The sequence below is a fragment of the Nocardia arseniciresistens genome, from assembly GCF_046764875.1.
Classification (GTDB): Bacteria; Actinomycetota; Actinomycetes; order Mycobacteriales; family Mycobacteriaceae; genus Nocardia; species Nocardia arseniciresistens.
Genome location: NZ_JBKORD010000001.1, coordinates 392,370 through 406,131 on the forward strand (window position 1 = coordinate 392,370; position 13,762 = coordinate 406,131).

The 13,762-nt window shown below is 66.6% G+C and carries 15 protein-coding genes; 6 read left to right on the forward strand and 9 right to left on the reverse strand.

Annotation, left to right across the window (positions count from 1 at the left end; all coding sequences use genetic code 11):
- Positions 1–34: 34 nt before the first annotated feature.
- Positions 35–739 carry a class I SAM-dependent methyltransferase gene (locus tag ACLMAJ_RS01845; protein ID WP_412011668.1) on the reverse strand — a complete coding sequence of 235 codons (705 nt, stop codon included), beginning with the start codon at positions 737–739 and terminating at the stop codon, positions 35–37.
- Positions 740–817: 78 nt separating this feature from the next.
- On the opposite strand from ACLMAJ_RS01845, the gene ACLMAJ_RS01850 reads away from it, so the two are divergent.
- The gene (locus ACLMAJ_RS01850; RefSeq protein ID WP_412011669.1) at positions 818–1,768 is read left to right on the forward strand and encodes a LysR substrate-binding domain-containing protein; all 951 of its coding nucleotides are present in this window, start codon (positions 818–820) and stop codon (positions 1,766–1,768) included.
- On the opposite strand, the gene ACLMAJ_RS01855 is transcribed toward ACLMAJ_RS01850, so the two are convergent.
- Entirely contained in the window at positions 1,720–2,622 is a 903-nt protein-coding gene (locus ACLMAJ_RS01855; protein ID WP_412011670.1) for a serine hydrolase, read from the reverse strand. The two genes, ACLMAJ_RS01850 and ACLMAJ_RS01855, sit on opposite strands and share 49 nt — an antisense overlap.
- Before the next feature lie 138 nt (positions 2,623–2,760).
- Between ACLMAJ_RS01855 and ACLMAJ_RS01860 the strand changes: the two genes are divergently transcribed.
- The gene (locus tag ACLMAJ_RS01860) at positions 2,761–3,360 is read left to right on the forward strand and encodes a GyrI-like domain-containing protein (protein ID WP_412011671.1); all 600 of its coding nucleotides are present in this window, start codon (positions 2,761–2,763) and stop codon (positions 3,358–3,360) included.
- Here ACLMAJ_RS01860 and ACLMAJ_RS01865 read toward each other — a convergent pair.
- From ACLMAJ_RS01865 to mca, 4 genes are all read right to left on the reverse strand, one after another.
- The gene (locus ACLMAJ_RS01865) at positions 3,339–3,902 is read right to left on the reverse strand and encodes a TIGR03086 family metal-binding protein (RefSeq protein ID WP_412011672.1); all 564 of its coding nucleotides are present in this window, start codon (positions 3,900–3,902) and stop codon (positions 3,339–3,341) included. The two genes, ACLMAJ_RS01860 and ACLMAJ_RS01865, sit on opposite strands and share 22 nt — an antisense overlap.
- Positions 3,903–4,024: 122 nt before the next feature.
- Entirely contained in the window at positions 4,025–5,335 is a 1,311-nt protein-coding gene (locus ACLMAJ_RS01870) for an FAD-binding oxidoreductase (protein WP_412011673.1), read from the reverse strand.
- A gap of 176 nt (positions 5,336–5,511) precedes the next feature.
- Positions 5,512–5,781 (reverse strand): hypothetical protein, encoded by a 270-nt coding sequence (locus ACLMAJ_RS01875; RefSeq protein WP_412011674.1) that lies wholly within the window; start codon positions 5,779–5,781, stop codon positions 5,512–5,514.
- A complete protein-coding gene (mca, locus tag ACLMAJ_RS01880; protein ID WP_412012015.1) occupies positions 5,781–6,641 on the reverse strand; it encodes a mycothiol conjugate amidase Mca in 861 nt (286 codons plus the stop codon). Before mca ends, ACLMAJ_RS01875 begins: the two co-directional genes overlap by 1 nt.
- Positions 6,642–6,764: 123 nt before the next feature.
- Between mca and ACLMAJ_RS01885 the strand changes: the two genes are divergently transcribed.
- On the forward strand, positions 6,765–7,220 hold the full coding sequence (locus tag ACLMAJ_RS01885; RefSeq protein ID WP_412011675.1) for a DUF4307 domain-containing protein: 456 nt from the start codon (positions 6,765–6,767) through the stop codon (positions 7,218–7,220).
- Between the two features lie 326 nt (positions 7,221–7,546).
- Positions 7,547–8,041, forward strand: a complete 495-nt coding sequence (greA, locus tag ACLMAJ_RS01890) for a transcription elongation factor GreA (RefSeq protein ID WP_412011676.1) — start codon at positions 7,547–7,549, stop codon at positions 8,039–8,041.
- A 115-nt stretch (positions 8,042–8,156) separates the two neighbouring features.
- On the opposite strand, the gene ACLMAJ_RS01895 is transcribed toward greA, so the two are convergent.
- Positions 8,157–9,302 (reverse strand): cystathionine gamma-synthase, encoded by a 1,146-nt coding sequence (locus tag ACLMAJ_RS01895; protein ID WP_412011677.1) that lies wholly within the window; start codon positions 9,300–9,302, stop codon positions 8,157–8,159.
- Between the two features lie 86 nt (positions 9,303–9,388).
- Between ACLMAJ_RS01895 and ACLMAJ_RS01900 the strand changes: the two genes are divergently transcribed.
- Positions 9,389–10,564, forward strand: coding sequence for an acyl-CoA dehydrogenase family protein (locus tag ACLMAJ_RS01900; protein ID WP_412011678.1), 1,176 nt, complete (start codon positions 9,389–9,391; stop codon positions 10,562–10,564).
- Positions 10,565–10,941: 377 nt separating this feature from the next.
- On the opposite strand, the gene ACLMAJ_RS01905 is transcribed toward ACLMAJ_RS01900, so the two are convergent.
- Positions 10,942–12,333: a cystathionine beta-synthase gene (locus ACLMAJ_RS01905; protein ID WP_412011679.1), complete on the reverse strand. Its 1,392-nt coding sequence runs from the start codon at positions 12,331–12,333 to the stop codon at positions 10,942–10,944.
- A 185-nt stretch (positions 12,334–12,518) separates the two neighbouring features.
- Here ACLMAJ_RS01905 and ACLMAJ_RS01910 point away from each other — a divergent pair, with 185 nt between their 5' ends.
- Positions 12,519–12,980 (forward strand): hypothetical protein, encoded by a 462-nt coding sequence (locus tag ACLMAJ_RS01910; RefSeq protein ID WP_412011680.1) that lies wholly within the window; start codon positions 12,519–12,521, stop codon positions 12,978–12,980.
- Positions 12,981–13,179: 199 nt separating this feature from the next.
- Here the strand turns inward: ACLMAJ_RS01910 and ACLMAJ_RS01915 are convergent, their stop codons facing one another.
- Entirely contained in the window at positions 13,180–13,740 is a 561-nt protein-coding gene (locus ACLMAJ_RS01915) for a TetR/AcrR family transcriptional regulator (RefSeq protein ID WP_412011681.1), read from the reverse strand.
- Positions 13,741–13,762 lie beyond the last annotated feature (22 nt).

Consider the following 13,762-nt stretch of genomic DNA (forward strand, 5'->3'; position numbering starts at 1 on the left):
TCAACTCAGCAGGACAACACTCACGCCAAGGGGACTACCGCGCCGAGCCTGCGGCGCGCGCAGGCGCGGCGCTCAAACGAATAGCATCGGCTTGCGGAATCGCGTTGAGTAGATCGAGCCTGTCCAGGAAGTCGAGGTAGGTCTGCCGCTCGATTTCCTCGAGCCCGCGGAAGCGCGGAGAGTCGCGGCGCGGAGCTCGCCAGACCAGCATGGCAGGTCGTGCCTCGCCAAGGGCCGTGGCGTAGCTGAGGGTCGTGTGGTAATCGTGAATCGCGGACGCGATCTTGAAAACATCACCGTGCCAGTCCATTCCGGGCACGCCCGTACGGAATCTTTCGGCCATCGCGCGGTGATAATCGGGGATTACTGAAAAGATGTCGGTCGGCCACACATCGTCCAATACGATCACCGAGCGATCGTGAGTGTGGGTGAGCACGTTGCAGAAGTCACGGTAAGTCTGGGCGAAGGTGTGTAGTCCGTCGATATAAACGAGGTCGTAGGACACCGACGAGTCGAGTTGGGCGAAGAACTCATCGGAGGTACCGGTGAAGAAGTCTACGTTCGCGGTCGATGCCGCCGAGATATCGAATTGGAAGGCAGGATCGACACCGGTCTTGCGTGGAGCCTCGACAACGGCGAACGTGTCCCCGGTAGCGACCCCGATTTCCAGATAATTTCGGCAGCCGATGGCCGCGGCAATCGCGTTGAGTCGCTGCGCTTCCGGATTAGAGCCGGTCATTGTGGGGTCCATCCTGGCACGAGATCGACAGTAACAGCCGCGCCGGTTTCGCGCGGGCAGGCCCGATATCGTCGCAGCGTGGACCCCTTACGCCAACTGCGGTACTTCATCGCCGTCGCCGAAGAACTACATTTCGGGCGCGCCGCGCAGCGCCTCGGCATCGCGCAGCCGCCGCTGAGTCAGCGGATCCGGAAACTCGAAACCGATCTCGGTGCGCGACTGTTCGATCGCGACAGCCGTCGGGTCGAGCTCACCGAGGCCGGGCAGATCCTGCTCGCCGAATCCCGCGATCTGCTCGCGCGCTGGGAGCGGACGACATCGCTGGTCGGCAAGGCGCATCGGGGTGAGATCGACGCGTTGCGTGTCGGGGTGCCACCCGAGCTCGCAGGGCGGGTGCTCGCCGCCATCCTGACCGCATTCGAGAACCGTGACGTTCGGGTAGATCTACAGGAACTGACCACCGCCGAGCAGGTGCGCCTACTCGCCGACCGGCAACTCGACGCGGGGCTGCTGCAACATCCGGTCGACGTGATCGGCCTCGAACTAGGTCCCGCGGTGGACACGCCATTGGGCGTGGTGCTGCCGCGGGATTCGCCGCTTGCCATGCGTTCCTCGCTCACCCTCGCCGATCTGGCCGGGCACGGTCTGGTGATCTTTCCGAGGGCCGCCGCGCCCGGGCTGTACGACGCGACGCTGCGCACCTGCTGGGAGCACGGGTTCCGGCCGACGTCGGTACAGCACGCCCGCAATCCCGAATTCGTGCTCGGTATGGTGCTTTCCGGTCGCGGCGTGGCTTTCGACCAGGGCATGGTCGCGCAAAAGGAACCGAGGGTGGTCTGGCGACCGTTGCCGGAGGGCACGCTGAGCTGGCGACTGTCATTGGCTTGGCCCGCCGCCGCGCCACATCCGCTGGTTGGTGACCTCGCCGAGTTAATCGCGAATGTGGTACAGGGTGACGGCTCCTCACGCCCCGCGCCCGCTCAGGAGGTACCGCAGCGCCCGTGGAACGTGGTGTACGGCAGGCCGTGAGAGATGGTCTCGATCGCATGCCGTGCCGCGGTGCCGATCGCACGGTCCACCTCGGGCAGTCGCTGGGCGAGAGTGTCCGCTCTGGTGAATACCGCTACGGCATAACGACTTCCGCCGGGGTACTCGACGACACCGATCTCGTTGCGCACGCCCGGCAGGGTGCCGGTCTTGGCCCAGAGCCGCACCTCGGACGGAAAGGCCGCCGCGAGGCGGTGCCAGTTGACCTGCTGACGCATGAGATCGCGCACCCATCGACAGGTCTCGGCGGTGCTCGCCCGATCGGTGGCGATGAGCGCGAGCAGATCGGTCATGTCGCGCGGTGTGCTCGCGGTGGTCCGATGCGGGTCGAGGGCGCGGGTGCCGAGAACCTCCGCTGCGCTCAGCTCGGGATACCGCGCGGCGAATTCGATCGGATCGCGAGCTCCGATGTCCTCGGCCATGGTCTGCACGATGTGCCTGGGCGCGCCGACGATCCGCGTGCCGGTGAGCCCGAGCTCGCGCACGAGCGAGCGCACATTGTCGAGACCGACCCGATCGAACAGCAGATCGGCCGCGGTGTTGTCGCTCAGTGCGAGTGCGAAGAACGCGGCGTCGCGCAGACTCAGCTCGACATCGTCCACACACCCCGCCGTGCCGACGCCACCGAGGCGGTCCCGCGCGCCCGCGCGCACCCGATCGGCCGGGTCCAACTGCCCCGCGGCGACCTGGCGGGCGAACTCCAGCACCAATGGCACCTTGACCACCGACGCGAGCACCACCGGTTCGTCGGCACCCGACCCCACTTCGCCGCCGCAGTCGAAACACCTGGCGTGCACCCAGCCTCGTACACCGGCCTGCCGGAATATCTCGTCCACGACTGCCAGCATCCACTGTCGGCCCGACCGAGCGGCAGCCCGCACCATTCGAGCAACACCGCGAACCGACGTGTTGACTCTCCCGTCGTTGGAGGGTCCAGGCTGCCCCCGACAGGCAATTCGACAGGAGGACATCCGGTGAAGATCGATCTGGCCAAGACCGACAAGCACTACTACGGCGCGCGCCGCGATCCGGCGCTGCGAACATTCGACGCCTACGACTACGTGACGGTCACCGGTTCCGGCGCGCCCGGTGGCCAGGCGTACACCGACGCCGTCGCCGGGCTCTACCGCGCCGCCTACGGTGCCGCGAAGATCGCCAAAACCATCGGCCAGGATTTCGTCGTGCCGAAGCTCGAGGGGCAGTGGTGGGTGGAATCCGACGAACCGGCACTCTCGGTGCCGCGCGACCAGTGGCACTGGAAACTGATGATCCGGATGCCCGACGTCGTCACCGCGGACATGGTGACCGGCGCGATCTTCGAGTCGTTGACCGAGGGCGAGGCGATCCAGGCGCTGCACCTCGGCCCCTATTCGACCGAGCCGGAGACCCTTGCCCGCATGGAGGCGTTCATGACCACGGAAGGCTTGGCGATGAACGGCCGCCATCACGAGATCTACCTGTCCGATCCACGCCGGGCTCCGGCCGCGACCACCAAAACCATCCTGCGCCACCCGGTTCGCCGTATTCGCGATCGAGCCCTACCCGCAGGTGCTCACCAGGTCCTGCCGACGTAGCCGAGCAGCCGCCGATGGGCGGGTGCGTCGGCGGCAACGGCGATCTCGTTGTCGAACATTCCTGGATTGCGGAAGCCATTGATGCCGCCCATCTCCTGCATCGTCGCAAGCAACTCGGCGCACAACTCGTCGTCCGCGAGATCGGGCCGGTCAACGGCGAGCGCGATATCCACGCCGTGCACAACCAGTTCGGTGAGATGGACCGTCGCCGCGGCCCGGCCCGGCAGATCACCGAATAAGATGCGCACCGTCCCCGTCAGCGCGTCCGGCCGGTGCCATGCGGCGCGATCCACCGCGGCCGCCGCCGCGTACGCGCTCTGCGGGTCGATGCCGAGCCAGTCGTTGTCCTGCTCGGCCCCCGCGTCCATCCCGGTCAGCGCGGCGGCGAACCGGTGCGTGCCGCCGACCACATGATTCAGCACGGCACGAACATCCCAATCCCGGCACGGCGTCGGCGCGCCGAGCCGCTCGTCGTCCACCGTGGCGACGATCGCCTCCGTCATGTCCAGAGCGCGGTCGATCTGGTCGATCACAGAATCCATCGTCATCCTTCGGTTGGGGTTCGCTGTAGGAGTAGCACACCGGGCCGACATCCAAACCGCGACCAGTACGAACTGGTCATACCGAAAACCCCATCACCGTGCCGAAATTCGGATCGTCGAAGCTATCCGAGCACCGGATAGTTCGCGCGAATCACGCCGTGCGGGTCGCGGGCCCGCTCGAGCTCGCCGAGCCGCGCGAGGGTCGACCGGTCGAAGGCGGCTGCCGCGCCTTCCTCAGGGGCGAGGAATGTGTACGGTTTGAGCCCGCTGATGTGGCCGCCGATGGCGTCGACGATCTCGGTCAGCCTGGCCTTGACGGCCGCCGCGACGTGCGGCAATCCGAGGCCGAGCAGGTACAGCAGGTACGGCTCGGTCACCGGGCCGCGCGCACCGCCGTCCGGGTTGGCCTCGGCCAGTGCGCCGCCGAGGTGGCGGATCTGGATATTGATCAGCGGAGCGACGGGTTCTTCGAGCAGCGACTTGACGACCGCGTCATCGAGGTCGGTGAGCAGTTCGCCGCGCGAGAGCGACGGACTCGGGTCGGCCGGTTCGGCGGTGACATCGCCGAGGCTCGCCACCGGAAGGACGGCACGCTTGTCGGCGATGGGGCCATCGATCGCGTCAAGGCGGGCCAACAGCGCACGGCCTTCCTCGGCGGCACCGAGGTAGACGGCGTCCAGCGCGACCATCGGCGGCGCATCGGGGAACTGGAGCCGATGGAACCACACCGACAACTCCTCGGGAGCCGCTGCGGTGATCTCCTGGAACGCCTCGAATACCTCGTGAGTCCTGTTGCCGGACCACAACACCCGCCCGCCGTACACCGCAGGCGCGGCGAACAACTCGAACTCCAGCGCGGTCACCACGGCGAAATCGCCACCACCACCGCGCAATGCCCAGAACAGCTCCGGATCGCTCGCCGCGGTGATCCTGCCCTGCTTGCCCTCCGCGTCGACAATCTCGAAGGCGCGAACGGCGTCCGAGGCCCAGCCGTACTTACGGCTGAACCAGCCGAGTCCGCCGCCGAGGGTGTATCCGGTCACCCCGACCACCGGGTTGCTACCCGCGAGCCCGGTCAGCCCGTGTGCTCCGGCCGCAGCCTGCACCTGCCCCCACTTCGCACCGGCGCCGACACGCGCGATCCGCTGCCGTGCGTCGATCTCGACGTTGTCGATCCGGCCGGTGCGCAGCAGGATCGCATCCTCGATCCCGCCCGCCGCGCCGTGCCCTGTCGGCTGCGCTACCACCGGCATGCCGACCCGGCGCGCGTAGGCGACCACGGCGGCGACGTCATCGGCGTCCTCCACCTCGGCCACCGCCGCGACCGGCTGCGTGACGGTCAGCGCCCACGGCCGTGCCGCCTGCTCGAATCCGTCATCACCAGGCACCAGGATCCGACCGGCAACCGCACCACGCAATTCATCGAATGTCATTTCTTCGTCCTAACTTTCACATCGTCACCGAGCCGGACGCGCGACTGCGATCCACACCGAATGTCTGCTCGGCTATGCGGTGGATCGGGCCGCGACTACCCAATGACGAAATGGGACCCGCAAATGTGACAGTGGCCGCCCGCGGAGTGCGGACGGCCACTGTGACAGGCGGGAACTCAGGTCTTGTCGGTTCGGCCTTCGGGCTCGTCGACCTCTGCCGACCGGCGGGTGATGCCGGGCTCGGTGCCTTCGTCGGCCTCCTGATCGGGCTCGGGATGCTCCGGCTCGAAGGTGGCGGGCAGATTCTTCAGGTGCCGGTTCATCGAGCGCACCAGCAGCACCGTGCCCGCGAGCAGGATCAGGATGATGACGAGGCCGAGCGGCGATGCCTTACCGAACTCGGGGCCGGTAGGGGTGCCCGGCGTCTGCGCGAGCAGAACGAGCATCACTGATCCTCGATGCCTGCGAACAGGTCGTTCTCGGGGATCGCGGTGCTCACCTTGGTCTTGGCCAGCTCGAATTCCTCGGTGGGCCACACCCGTTGCTGCATCTCCAGCGGAATCGCGAAGAAAGCGCCGTTCGGGTCGATCTGCGTGGCATGCGCACGCAGAGCGTCGTCACGGTTGGGGAAGTACTTGGCGCACTCGATCTGTGTGGTGACCCGCGACATGACGTCACCGCGCTCGACGGCGTACTTACGAATCCGATCCAGCCATTCCTGCATCGGGAACGGTTCGCCGATCCGCTCGAACTCCGCGGCGAAGGCCTCCATCCGCTGCAAGCTGAATCCGTGGTCGTAGTACAGCTTCAACGGCGTCCACGGTTCGCCCGCCTCCGGGAACCGCTCAGGGTCGCCCGCTGCCTCGAATGCGGCCACCGACACCTCGTGGCACCGGATGTGATCGGGGTGCGGGTAACCGCCGGTCTCGTCGTAGGTCGTCATCACGTGCGGCCTGAACTCGCGCACCACCCGCACCAGCGCCTCGGTGGCCTCTTCCAACGGAACAACCGCGAAGCAGCCCTCCGGCAGCGCGGGCAGCGGATCGCCCTCCGGCAGGCCCGAATCGACGAACCCGAGCCAGGTCTGGCGGACCCCGAGCGCGGCGGCGGCAGCGGCCATTTCCTCGCGCCTGACCTCCTCGATCCGGTCGAGCACGCCGGGGATGTCCATCGCGGGATTGAGGATGCTGCCGCGTTCGCCACCGGTCAGCGTGACGACGAGGACATCGTTACCCTCGTCGGCATAGCGTGCGGTTGTCGCGGCACCCTTGCTGGATTCGTCGTCAGGGTGGGCATGAACCGCCATGAGGCGAAGGCCACTCACGTCTCGTTCACCTCATCGCTCTCGCTCGCGGGTGCTTGGGCTTCGTTCCCTATAGTTCCATCCGACAGACTTTTGTTCCGACGTACCCCCCGGGAGCGACCACCCATGACCGAGCCAGCGCCGGAATCCGCCGGTGGCGATGCGGCCACCGCACGCCGTGCCGACCGGTACGGCGCCGCGCCACGCCGTAGACCGCGCTGGGTTCCACCGGTCATCGGCGCGGTCGTTGTGCTGCTCGGACTCGGTGTCGCCTACCTCGGATGGCAGAAATACGGCCCGGATGACATCGAGGCCGAACAGCTCGGTTACGTCGTGGTCGACGACTCGACGCTGACCGTCCGCATGAAGATCACCCGTAAGGATCCACAGCAGCCGGTGGTGTGTTTCGTGCGGGCTATGGCCAGGGACAGCACCGAGATCGGCCGCCGCGAGGTGCTCGTCGAGCCGTCCGAGAGCGGCACCATCGAGATGACCACGACCGTTCGCTCGTCGGAGCGGCCTTCGTCGGGAAGCATCTACGCGTGCAGCGATCGGGTGCCGGGATATCTCCGGGCGGGTTGAGCATCTCCGGACAGGCTGAGCTATCCGCGAGCAGCTCCCACATACCCGAGCCAGGACAAAACAAACTCCGACCTGCGTGTTTATGATTCATGCTAAAATGGCGTCATACACGGTTCCGGGGCTCGGAGCCGTGTTTGCTGCATTGGCGGCCAGCGCTGTCAGTTCCGGATTATCGTGTTTGCCCGGATCAGAGGCCTGTCGGGGTTCGACGAACTTCCCCAGGATGGCACCAGCCGTTGGTTGGTGCGTGCCCGCCCCCTGTGGGTACTGCAGCGGTTATCAGGGAATCCCGGCCTGCCGGGAACAACTACTAGGGAGTGATCGAGATGACTGAGACGCAAGTGACTTGGCTGACCCCGGAGTCGCACGACAGGCTCAAGGGCGAACTCGATGCGCTCATTGCCAATCGTCCCATCATCGCTGCCGAGATCAATGAGCGCCGTGAAGAGGGTGACCTCAAGGAGAACGGTGGATACCACGCCGCTCGTGAGGAGCAGGGCCAGCAGGAAGCACGCATCCGCCAGCTGCAGGAACTGCTGAACAACGCCAAGGTCGGTGTCGCTCCGACCAAAGCGGGCGTTGCGCTGCCGGGTTCGGTCGTCAAGGTCTATTACGACGGCGATGAGTCCGATACCGAGACATTCTTGATCGCCACCCGCGAAGAGGGCCTGAACGACTCCAAGCTGGAGACCTACTCGCCCTCCTCCCCCCTCGGCGGCGCCCTGATCGACGCCAAGGTCGGCGATACCCGTGAGTACACGCTGCCCAACGGCAAGACCATGAAGGTCACGCTGGTGAGCGCGGAGCCCTACCACAGCTGACGCATCCGGCCGCGGCATTACGGCCCGGCCTCCGCGCATAGCGGAAACAAGTTCTCCCCGAACGCAAGCGGCCGCATCCGATCTCGGATGCGGCCGCTTCGTCATGTCCGTTGCCTCAGCCGGCCAAAGCCTGCTCGACATCGGCGAGCAGGTCGCTGATGTCCTCGATACCGACCGACAGCCGCACCAGATCCGCGGGCACCTCGAGGTCGGAGCCCTCGGTGGACGCGTGTGTCATCGCGGCCGGGTGCTCGATCAGCGATTCCACGCCGCCGAGCGATTCGGCCAAGGTGAAGATTTTTGTGCGCGAGCAGAAGTCACGCGCCGCATCGGGGCCGCCGTGTAGCCGCACCGAGATCATGCCGCCGAAGCGCTTCATCTGCTTGTCGGCGATGAAGTGACCCGGATGGTCGGCGAGGCCGGGGTAGATGACCTTCGAGATCGCGGGGTGCCTGGTCAGGAACTCGGCGATGGTCTCGGCGTTGTCGCAGTGCCGATCCATCCGCACCGCGAGGGTCTTGGTGCCGCGCAGGGTGAGGAAGGCGTCGAACGGGCCCGGTACCGCGCCCGCGCCGTTCTGCAGGAAGGCGAAAGCCGCGTCCAGCTCCGGGTCGTTGGTGATCAGCGCGCCGCCGACGGTGTCGGAATGCCCGCCGAGGTACTTGGTGGTCGAATGCGTGACGATGTCGGCACCGAGCAGCAGCGGCTGCTGGAGGTACGGCGTCGCGAAGGTGTTGTCCACCACCAGTTTCGCACCGGCCGTGTGCGCGACATCGGCGAGCGCCGCGATGTCACCGATGCTGAGCAGCGGGTTGGTCGGGGTCTCGATCCAGACCAGCTTCGTGTTCGGGCGGATCGCGGCGCGCATCTCCTCGACGTTGAACACGTGGGCGGGCGAGTGCTCGATGCCCCACTGGCTGAACACCTTGTCGATCAGCCGGAAGGTGCCGCCGTACGCGTCGTCCGGGATCACGATGTGGTCGCCTGGGCGAAGCGTGGCTCGCAGCGCACAGTCGGTGGCTGCCATACCGGAGGCGAACGCGCGTCCGAAGCGGCCCGATTCGAGCGCGGCGAGGTTGGCCTCTAGCGCGGTCCTCGTCGGGTTGCCGGTCCGGCCGTACTCGTAGCCGTCGCGTAGCCCGCCGACACCGTCCTGGGCAAACGTCGAACTCGCGTAGATGGGCACGTTCACCGCTCCGGTCCGCGGATCGGGATCGAATCCTGCGTGCACGGCCCGTGTAGAGAATCCCAACTCACTCATGTGCCCAGCGTAGATGGCGGTGAATTGTCGGCAACCGACTGGTCTACGGACGGACTTCGTCCGGCTGCGCTTACTAGGCTGGGGCCATGGTGACTGTCGAAGAACTGTTCGCGATCGATGCCTTGCTTTCCGACGAGGAGCGCGAGATCCGCAAGACTGTAGCGGCGTTCGCGGCACAACGATTGCGGCCGCACATCGAGGACTGGTTCGAAGCAGGCACCTTCCCGGCCCGCGAGATCGCTCCTGAGCTCGGCGCGCTCGGGCTGCTCGGCATGCATCTCGACGGTTACGGCTGCGCGGGGATGTCGGCGACCGCCTACGGGCTCGCCTGCCAGGAGCTCGAGGCGGTGGATTCGGGGGTGCGCAGCATGGTGTCGGTGCAGGGGTCCCTGGCGATGACGGCGATCCACCAGTTCGGATCCGAGGAGCACAAGCAGCAGTGGCTGCCCGAGATGGCGGCGGGCCGCGCGATCGGCTGTTTCGGACTCACCGAACCAGACTTCGGATCCAATCCGGGTGGCATGCGGACCAGGGCGAAGCGCGACGGCGCCGACTGGATACTGAACGGCTCGAAAATGTGGATCACCAATGGGTCGGTGGCCGATATCTCGGTGGTCTGGGCGCAGACCGAAGACGAAGGCAAGCAGGTAGTTCGCGGTTTCCTGGTGCCTGCGGGCACGCCGGGGTTCAGCACCCGTGAGATGCACCGCAAGCTGTCGCTGCGCGCCTCGATCACCGCGGAGCTGGATTTCAGCGACGTCCGGCTGCCCGCCGATGCGGTGCTGCCGCGGTCGCGTGGGCTCGGCTCCCCGCTGGCGTGCCTGAGCGAAGCGCGCTTCGGCATCGTCTTCGGCGCGCTCGGCGCGGCGCGCGACTGTCTGACCACGACCATCGAATACGCCAGGACCAGGGAGGTCTTCGACAAACCACTGGCGGCCTACCAGCTGACCCAGGCGAAGTTGGCGGATATGGCACTGGAATTCGGCAAGGGCCAGCTACTCGCGCTGCACCTCGGCCGATTGAAGGACCAGGGCGTGGTCCAGCAGGAACAGATCAGTGCGGGCAAGTTGAACAGCACGCGCGAAGCCATCGCGATCGCGCGCGAATGCCGCACAATTCTGGGTGCCAACGGCATCACGCTGGACTATTCGGTGCTGCGTCACGCGAACAATCTGGAGTCGGTGCTCACATACGAGGGCACCGCGGAGGTGCATCAGCTGGTGCTCGGTAAAGCACTGACCGATGCCAATGCATTTCGGTAGCAAGATAATTCACCTGACAATCTGCCGGATACGTATCGGAGCGTTCCGAACATCACTGTCGAAGGATGTCGTCCATCCGCCGCAGCGGATAGCCTCGACCGCGACGCCTGCGCGGCGGTGATCGAGGCGGCCTGCCTGCGCCCATCACGCACCGAATGGCCGTGCGGCCCGACCGATCGAGAGGTCGACGTGCTGCTTGGGCACCCCGAATTCGGTTTCGGAAGGTGATGCGCTGGGGAATCTGTTCTGTGCGGACGCTTTTCGGTCGCTCACGGCACCACGTGCAATGATCGGCCGAAAAGCGTCTGTCCAGTTCGACTCGCCGGATCAGGGCCGTGCCACACCCGCGCTGGGAAGATCTTCGGCTGTCCTGGAACTCAGTGGCCGATGCTGCCCGTGCTCAGGAAGCCGAGCAGGTCGTGGCGGGTGATGACCCCGACCGGTTTGCCTTCCTCCACCACCATCAGCGCGTCGGTGTCCGAGAGTGCCTTGGTCGCGGCGGAGATCGGTTCGCCGGAACCGATCAGCGGGAACGACGGGCTCATGTGCTCTGCCACCGAATCCGTCAGGTGCGCGCGGCCTTCGAACACCGCGGAGAGCAGGTCACGTTCGGAGACACTGCCCGCGACCTCGCCCGCCATCACCGGCGGCTCGGCGCCGACGACCGGCATCTGCGAGACGCCGTACTCACGCAGGATCTCAATGGCGTCGCGCAGGGTCTCCGACGGGTGCGTGTGCACCAGATCGGGCAGTTCGCCCGACTTGCCACGCAGTACGTCGCCGACGAGCGGCTCAGTGGTGCTGCCGTCGAGGCGCTCACGCAGGAAGCCGTAGGAGCTCATCCACTGGTCGTTGAAGATCTTGGACAGGTAGCCGCGGCCGCCGTCGGGCAGCAGCACGACGACGAGCGCGTCCGGATCCCGGCGCGCGACCTCGATCGCCGCGACCACAGCCATGCCGCAGGAGCCGCCGACGAGCAGCCCCTCTTCGCGGGCGAGCCTGCGGGTCATGTCGAAGGAATCGGCGTCGGAGACCGCGATGATCTCGTCGGGGATGGCCGCGTCGTAAGCAGACGGCCAGAAGTCCTCACCGACGCCCTCGACCAGGTACGGGCGGCCGGTGCCGCCGGAGTAGACCGAGCCCTCCGGGTCGGCGCCGACGATCTTCACGGTGCCGCCGGAGACCTCTTTGAGGTAGCGACCGGTACCGGTGATGGTGCCGCCGGTGCCGACGCCCGCGACGAAATGGGTGACCTTGCCGTCGGTGTCGCGCCAGATCTCGGGGCCGGTGGTCTCGTAGTGGCTTTCGGGGCCGCCGGGGTTGGAATACTGGTCGGGCTTCCACGCGCCGTCGATCTCGCGGACCAGCCGGTCGGAGACGTTGTAGTAGCTGTCGGGGTGATCCGGCGGCACCGCGGTCGGGCACACGACGACCTCCGCGCCGTAGGCCCGCAACACATTGCGCTTGTCCTCGCTGACCTTGTCAGGGCAGACGAACACGCACTTGTAGCCGCGCTGCTGAGCGACGAGTGCGAGGCCGACGCCGGTGTTGCCCGAGGTGGGTTCGACGATGGTGCCGCCGGGCTTCAGCTGCCCGGACTTCTCGGCAGCCTCGATCATCTTCACCGCGATCCGGTCCTTGGAACTACCGCCCGGATTGAGGTACTCGATCTTGGCGGCAACGACACCCGCGTCTGGTCCCACCACAGAGTTCAACCGGACCAGCGGCGTATTACCGATGAGGTCCACGACATGATCCGCGATGCGCATAGCCCCATCGTTGCAGAACCGTTGTCTGGGCAGCCCACCGCCATGTTCACCGGGGCAAGTCACCGCCGCCGAACCCCTTGGCTCGCACCGCCGCGACCGATCGGTGTGAATTGCGGCACGCCACGAGATGACCGTTGACCGCGACTACCGACAATCCGCCGACCCCGCGCTTAGGATCTCCGACCATGAGGCAGCCGAACATCGCCCGTGCAGCTGCGATTGTGGCCGGATCGGCGGTGGCCGTGATCGTCGGATCCGGCACGCAGGCGAACGCGACGACCGTCGAGTTCCCCCAGGTCCCCACCCTTGCCAGGGGTGGGCTGTGCTGGACGAACATCAGGACCTGGGCGGATACCAGCGCGGATTGGCCGGGCCGCGCCATCTTCAATGTCCGGGCGCTGCCGGTCGCGGGCATCGGCCCGGGCTCCCACCCGCTGGCGCCGCTGTGCGAGGTCGACACAACGGTCGCTTGGCGCAATATGACCACCGGCGCGGCGGGCGCCTACCACAACACCGTGGTCACCGGCATCTACGGCAGCATCCAATACGCGCTTTACCAGGACACCGGTCCCGGTCGCATCGAGGTCACCGTCACCACCAACAACGTGAGCATCCCGGCGCGCGCCACTTTCGACGTCCCCGCCTGATGCCCGTACCCCAGGCAAAGGCGCCACGCTCGGTGATGCCCCGGGCCGATGCGTCGCTTGGTGCTGGCCAGGCCACCTGATCGGCGGGAACCGGGTCAGTTCCGACGACACTTGAATATGAGATCTCACCAGTCCGGGCCCCCTGTTCCTGACGAGCCGGTGAATTCCTGCGGCGTGCTGCCCGGCGCCGTGTCCCTGATCAGCTGGTTGCCGTCAAGGCTGCGCGCGCGGCAGTGAGGATCCCCTCGGAGAGCGGGGAGCCCTTGGTGGCTCGGGCAAGGACAAGTGCGCCGAGCATGGTGCACAGCCGGGTGATGCCGTCCTGGTCCTCGGTGGCGAGCCATTCGGCGAAGTCATCCACTCCCTCGGTGTATACGCGGCGGGCCTCGCCATCCCTTGGTTCGCGCGCGATGTCGGTGACGAGTGCGGCGACGGGGCACCCGTCTGCCGCGCTGTCGCGGTGCTCGATGGAGAGGTAGGTGTCGATCAGTGCCTGCTGGGCGGTCTCGCGCTGTCCGGCGTGCTGCTCGAGTCCGTCATTGCGGAGCCGGGTGAGTTGGTCGAACGCGTGGGCTGTGGCTTCGTCGATGAGCGCCTCTTTGGAGGCGAACTGCTTGTAGAAGCCGCCGTGGGTCAGGCCGGACGCCTTCATGAGGTCGGCGACGCTGACGTGGGTGCCCTGTTCCCGGAACAGCCGGGAGGAGGTTTCCACGACCCGCCGGCGGTTCTCCTCCGCTTGTGCCTGCGATGCGCGGCCCATCAGCCACCTCCCAATTGGATGT

Coding starts and splice junctions, on each gene's coding strand:
- ACLMAJ_RS01910 (WP_412011680.1), top strand. CDS start 12,519: ATGAGGCAGCCGAACATCGCCCGTGCAGCTGCGATTGTGGCCGGATCG.
- ACLMAJ_RS01845 (WP_412011668.1), bottom strand. CDS start 739: ATGACCGGCTCTAATCCGGAAGCGCAGCGACTCAACGCGATTGCCGCG.
- ACLMAJ_RS01865 (WP_412011672.1), bottom strand. CDS start 3,902: ATGGATTCTGTGATCGACCAGATCGACCGCGCTCTGGACATGACGGAG.
- ACLMAJ_RS01895 (WP_412011677.1), bottom strand. CDS start 9,302: ATGAGTGAGTTGGGATTCTCTACACGGGCCGTGCACGCAGGATTCGAT.
- ACLMAJ_RS01915 (WP_412011681.1), bottom strand. CDS start 13,740: ATGGGCCGCGCATCGCAGGCACAAGCGGAGGAGAACCGCCGGCGGGTC.
- mca (WP_412012015.1), bottom strand. CDS start 6,641: ATGGCGGTTCATGCCCACCCTGACGACGAATCCAGCAAGGGTGCCGCG.
- ACLMAJ_RS01885 (WP_412011675.1), top strand. CDS start 6,765: ATGACCGAGCCAGCGCCGGAATCCGCCGGTGGCGATGCGGCCACCGCA.
- ACLMAJ_RS01870 (WP_412011673.1), bottom strand. CDS start 5,335: ATGACATTCGATGAATTGCGTGGTGCGGTTGCCGGTCGGATCCTGGTG.
- ACLMAJ_RS01900 (WP_412011678.1), top strand. CDS start 9,389: ATGGTGACTGTCGAAGAACTGTTCGCGATCGATGCCTTGCTTTCCGAC.
- greA (WP_412011676.1), top strand. CDS start 7,547: ATGACTGAGACGCAAGTGACTTGGCTGACCCCGGAGTCGCACGACAGG.
- ACLMAJ_RS01905 (WP_412011679.1), bottom strand. CDS start 12,333: ATGCGCATCGCGGATCATGTCGTGGACCTCATCGGTAATACGCCGCTG.
- ACLMAJ_RS01875 (WP_412011674.1), bottom strand. CDS start 5,781: ATGCTCGTTCTGCTCGCGCAGACGCCGGGCACCCCTACCGGCCCCGAG.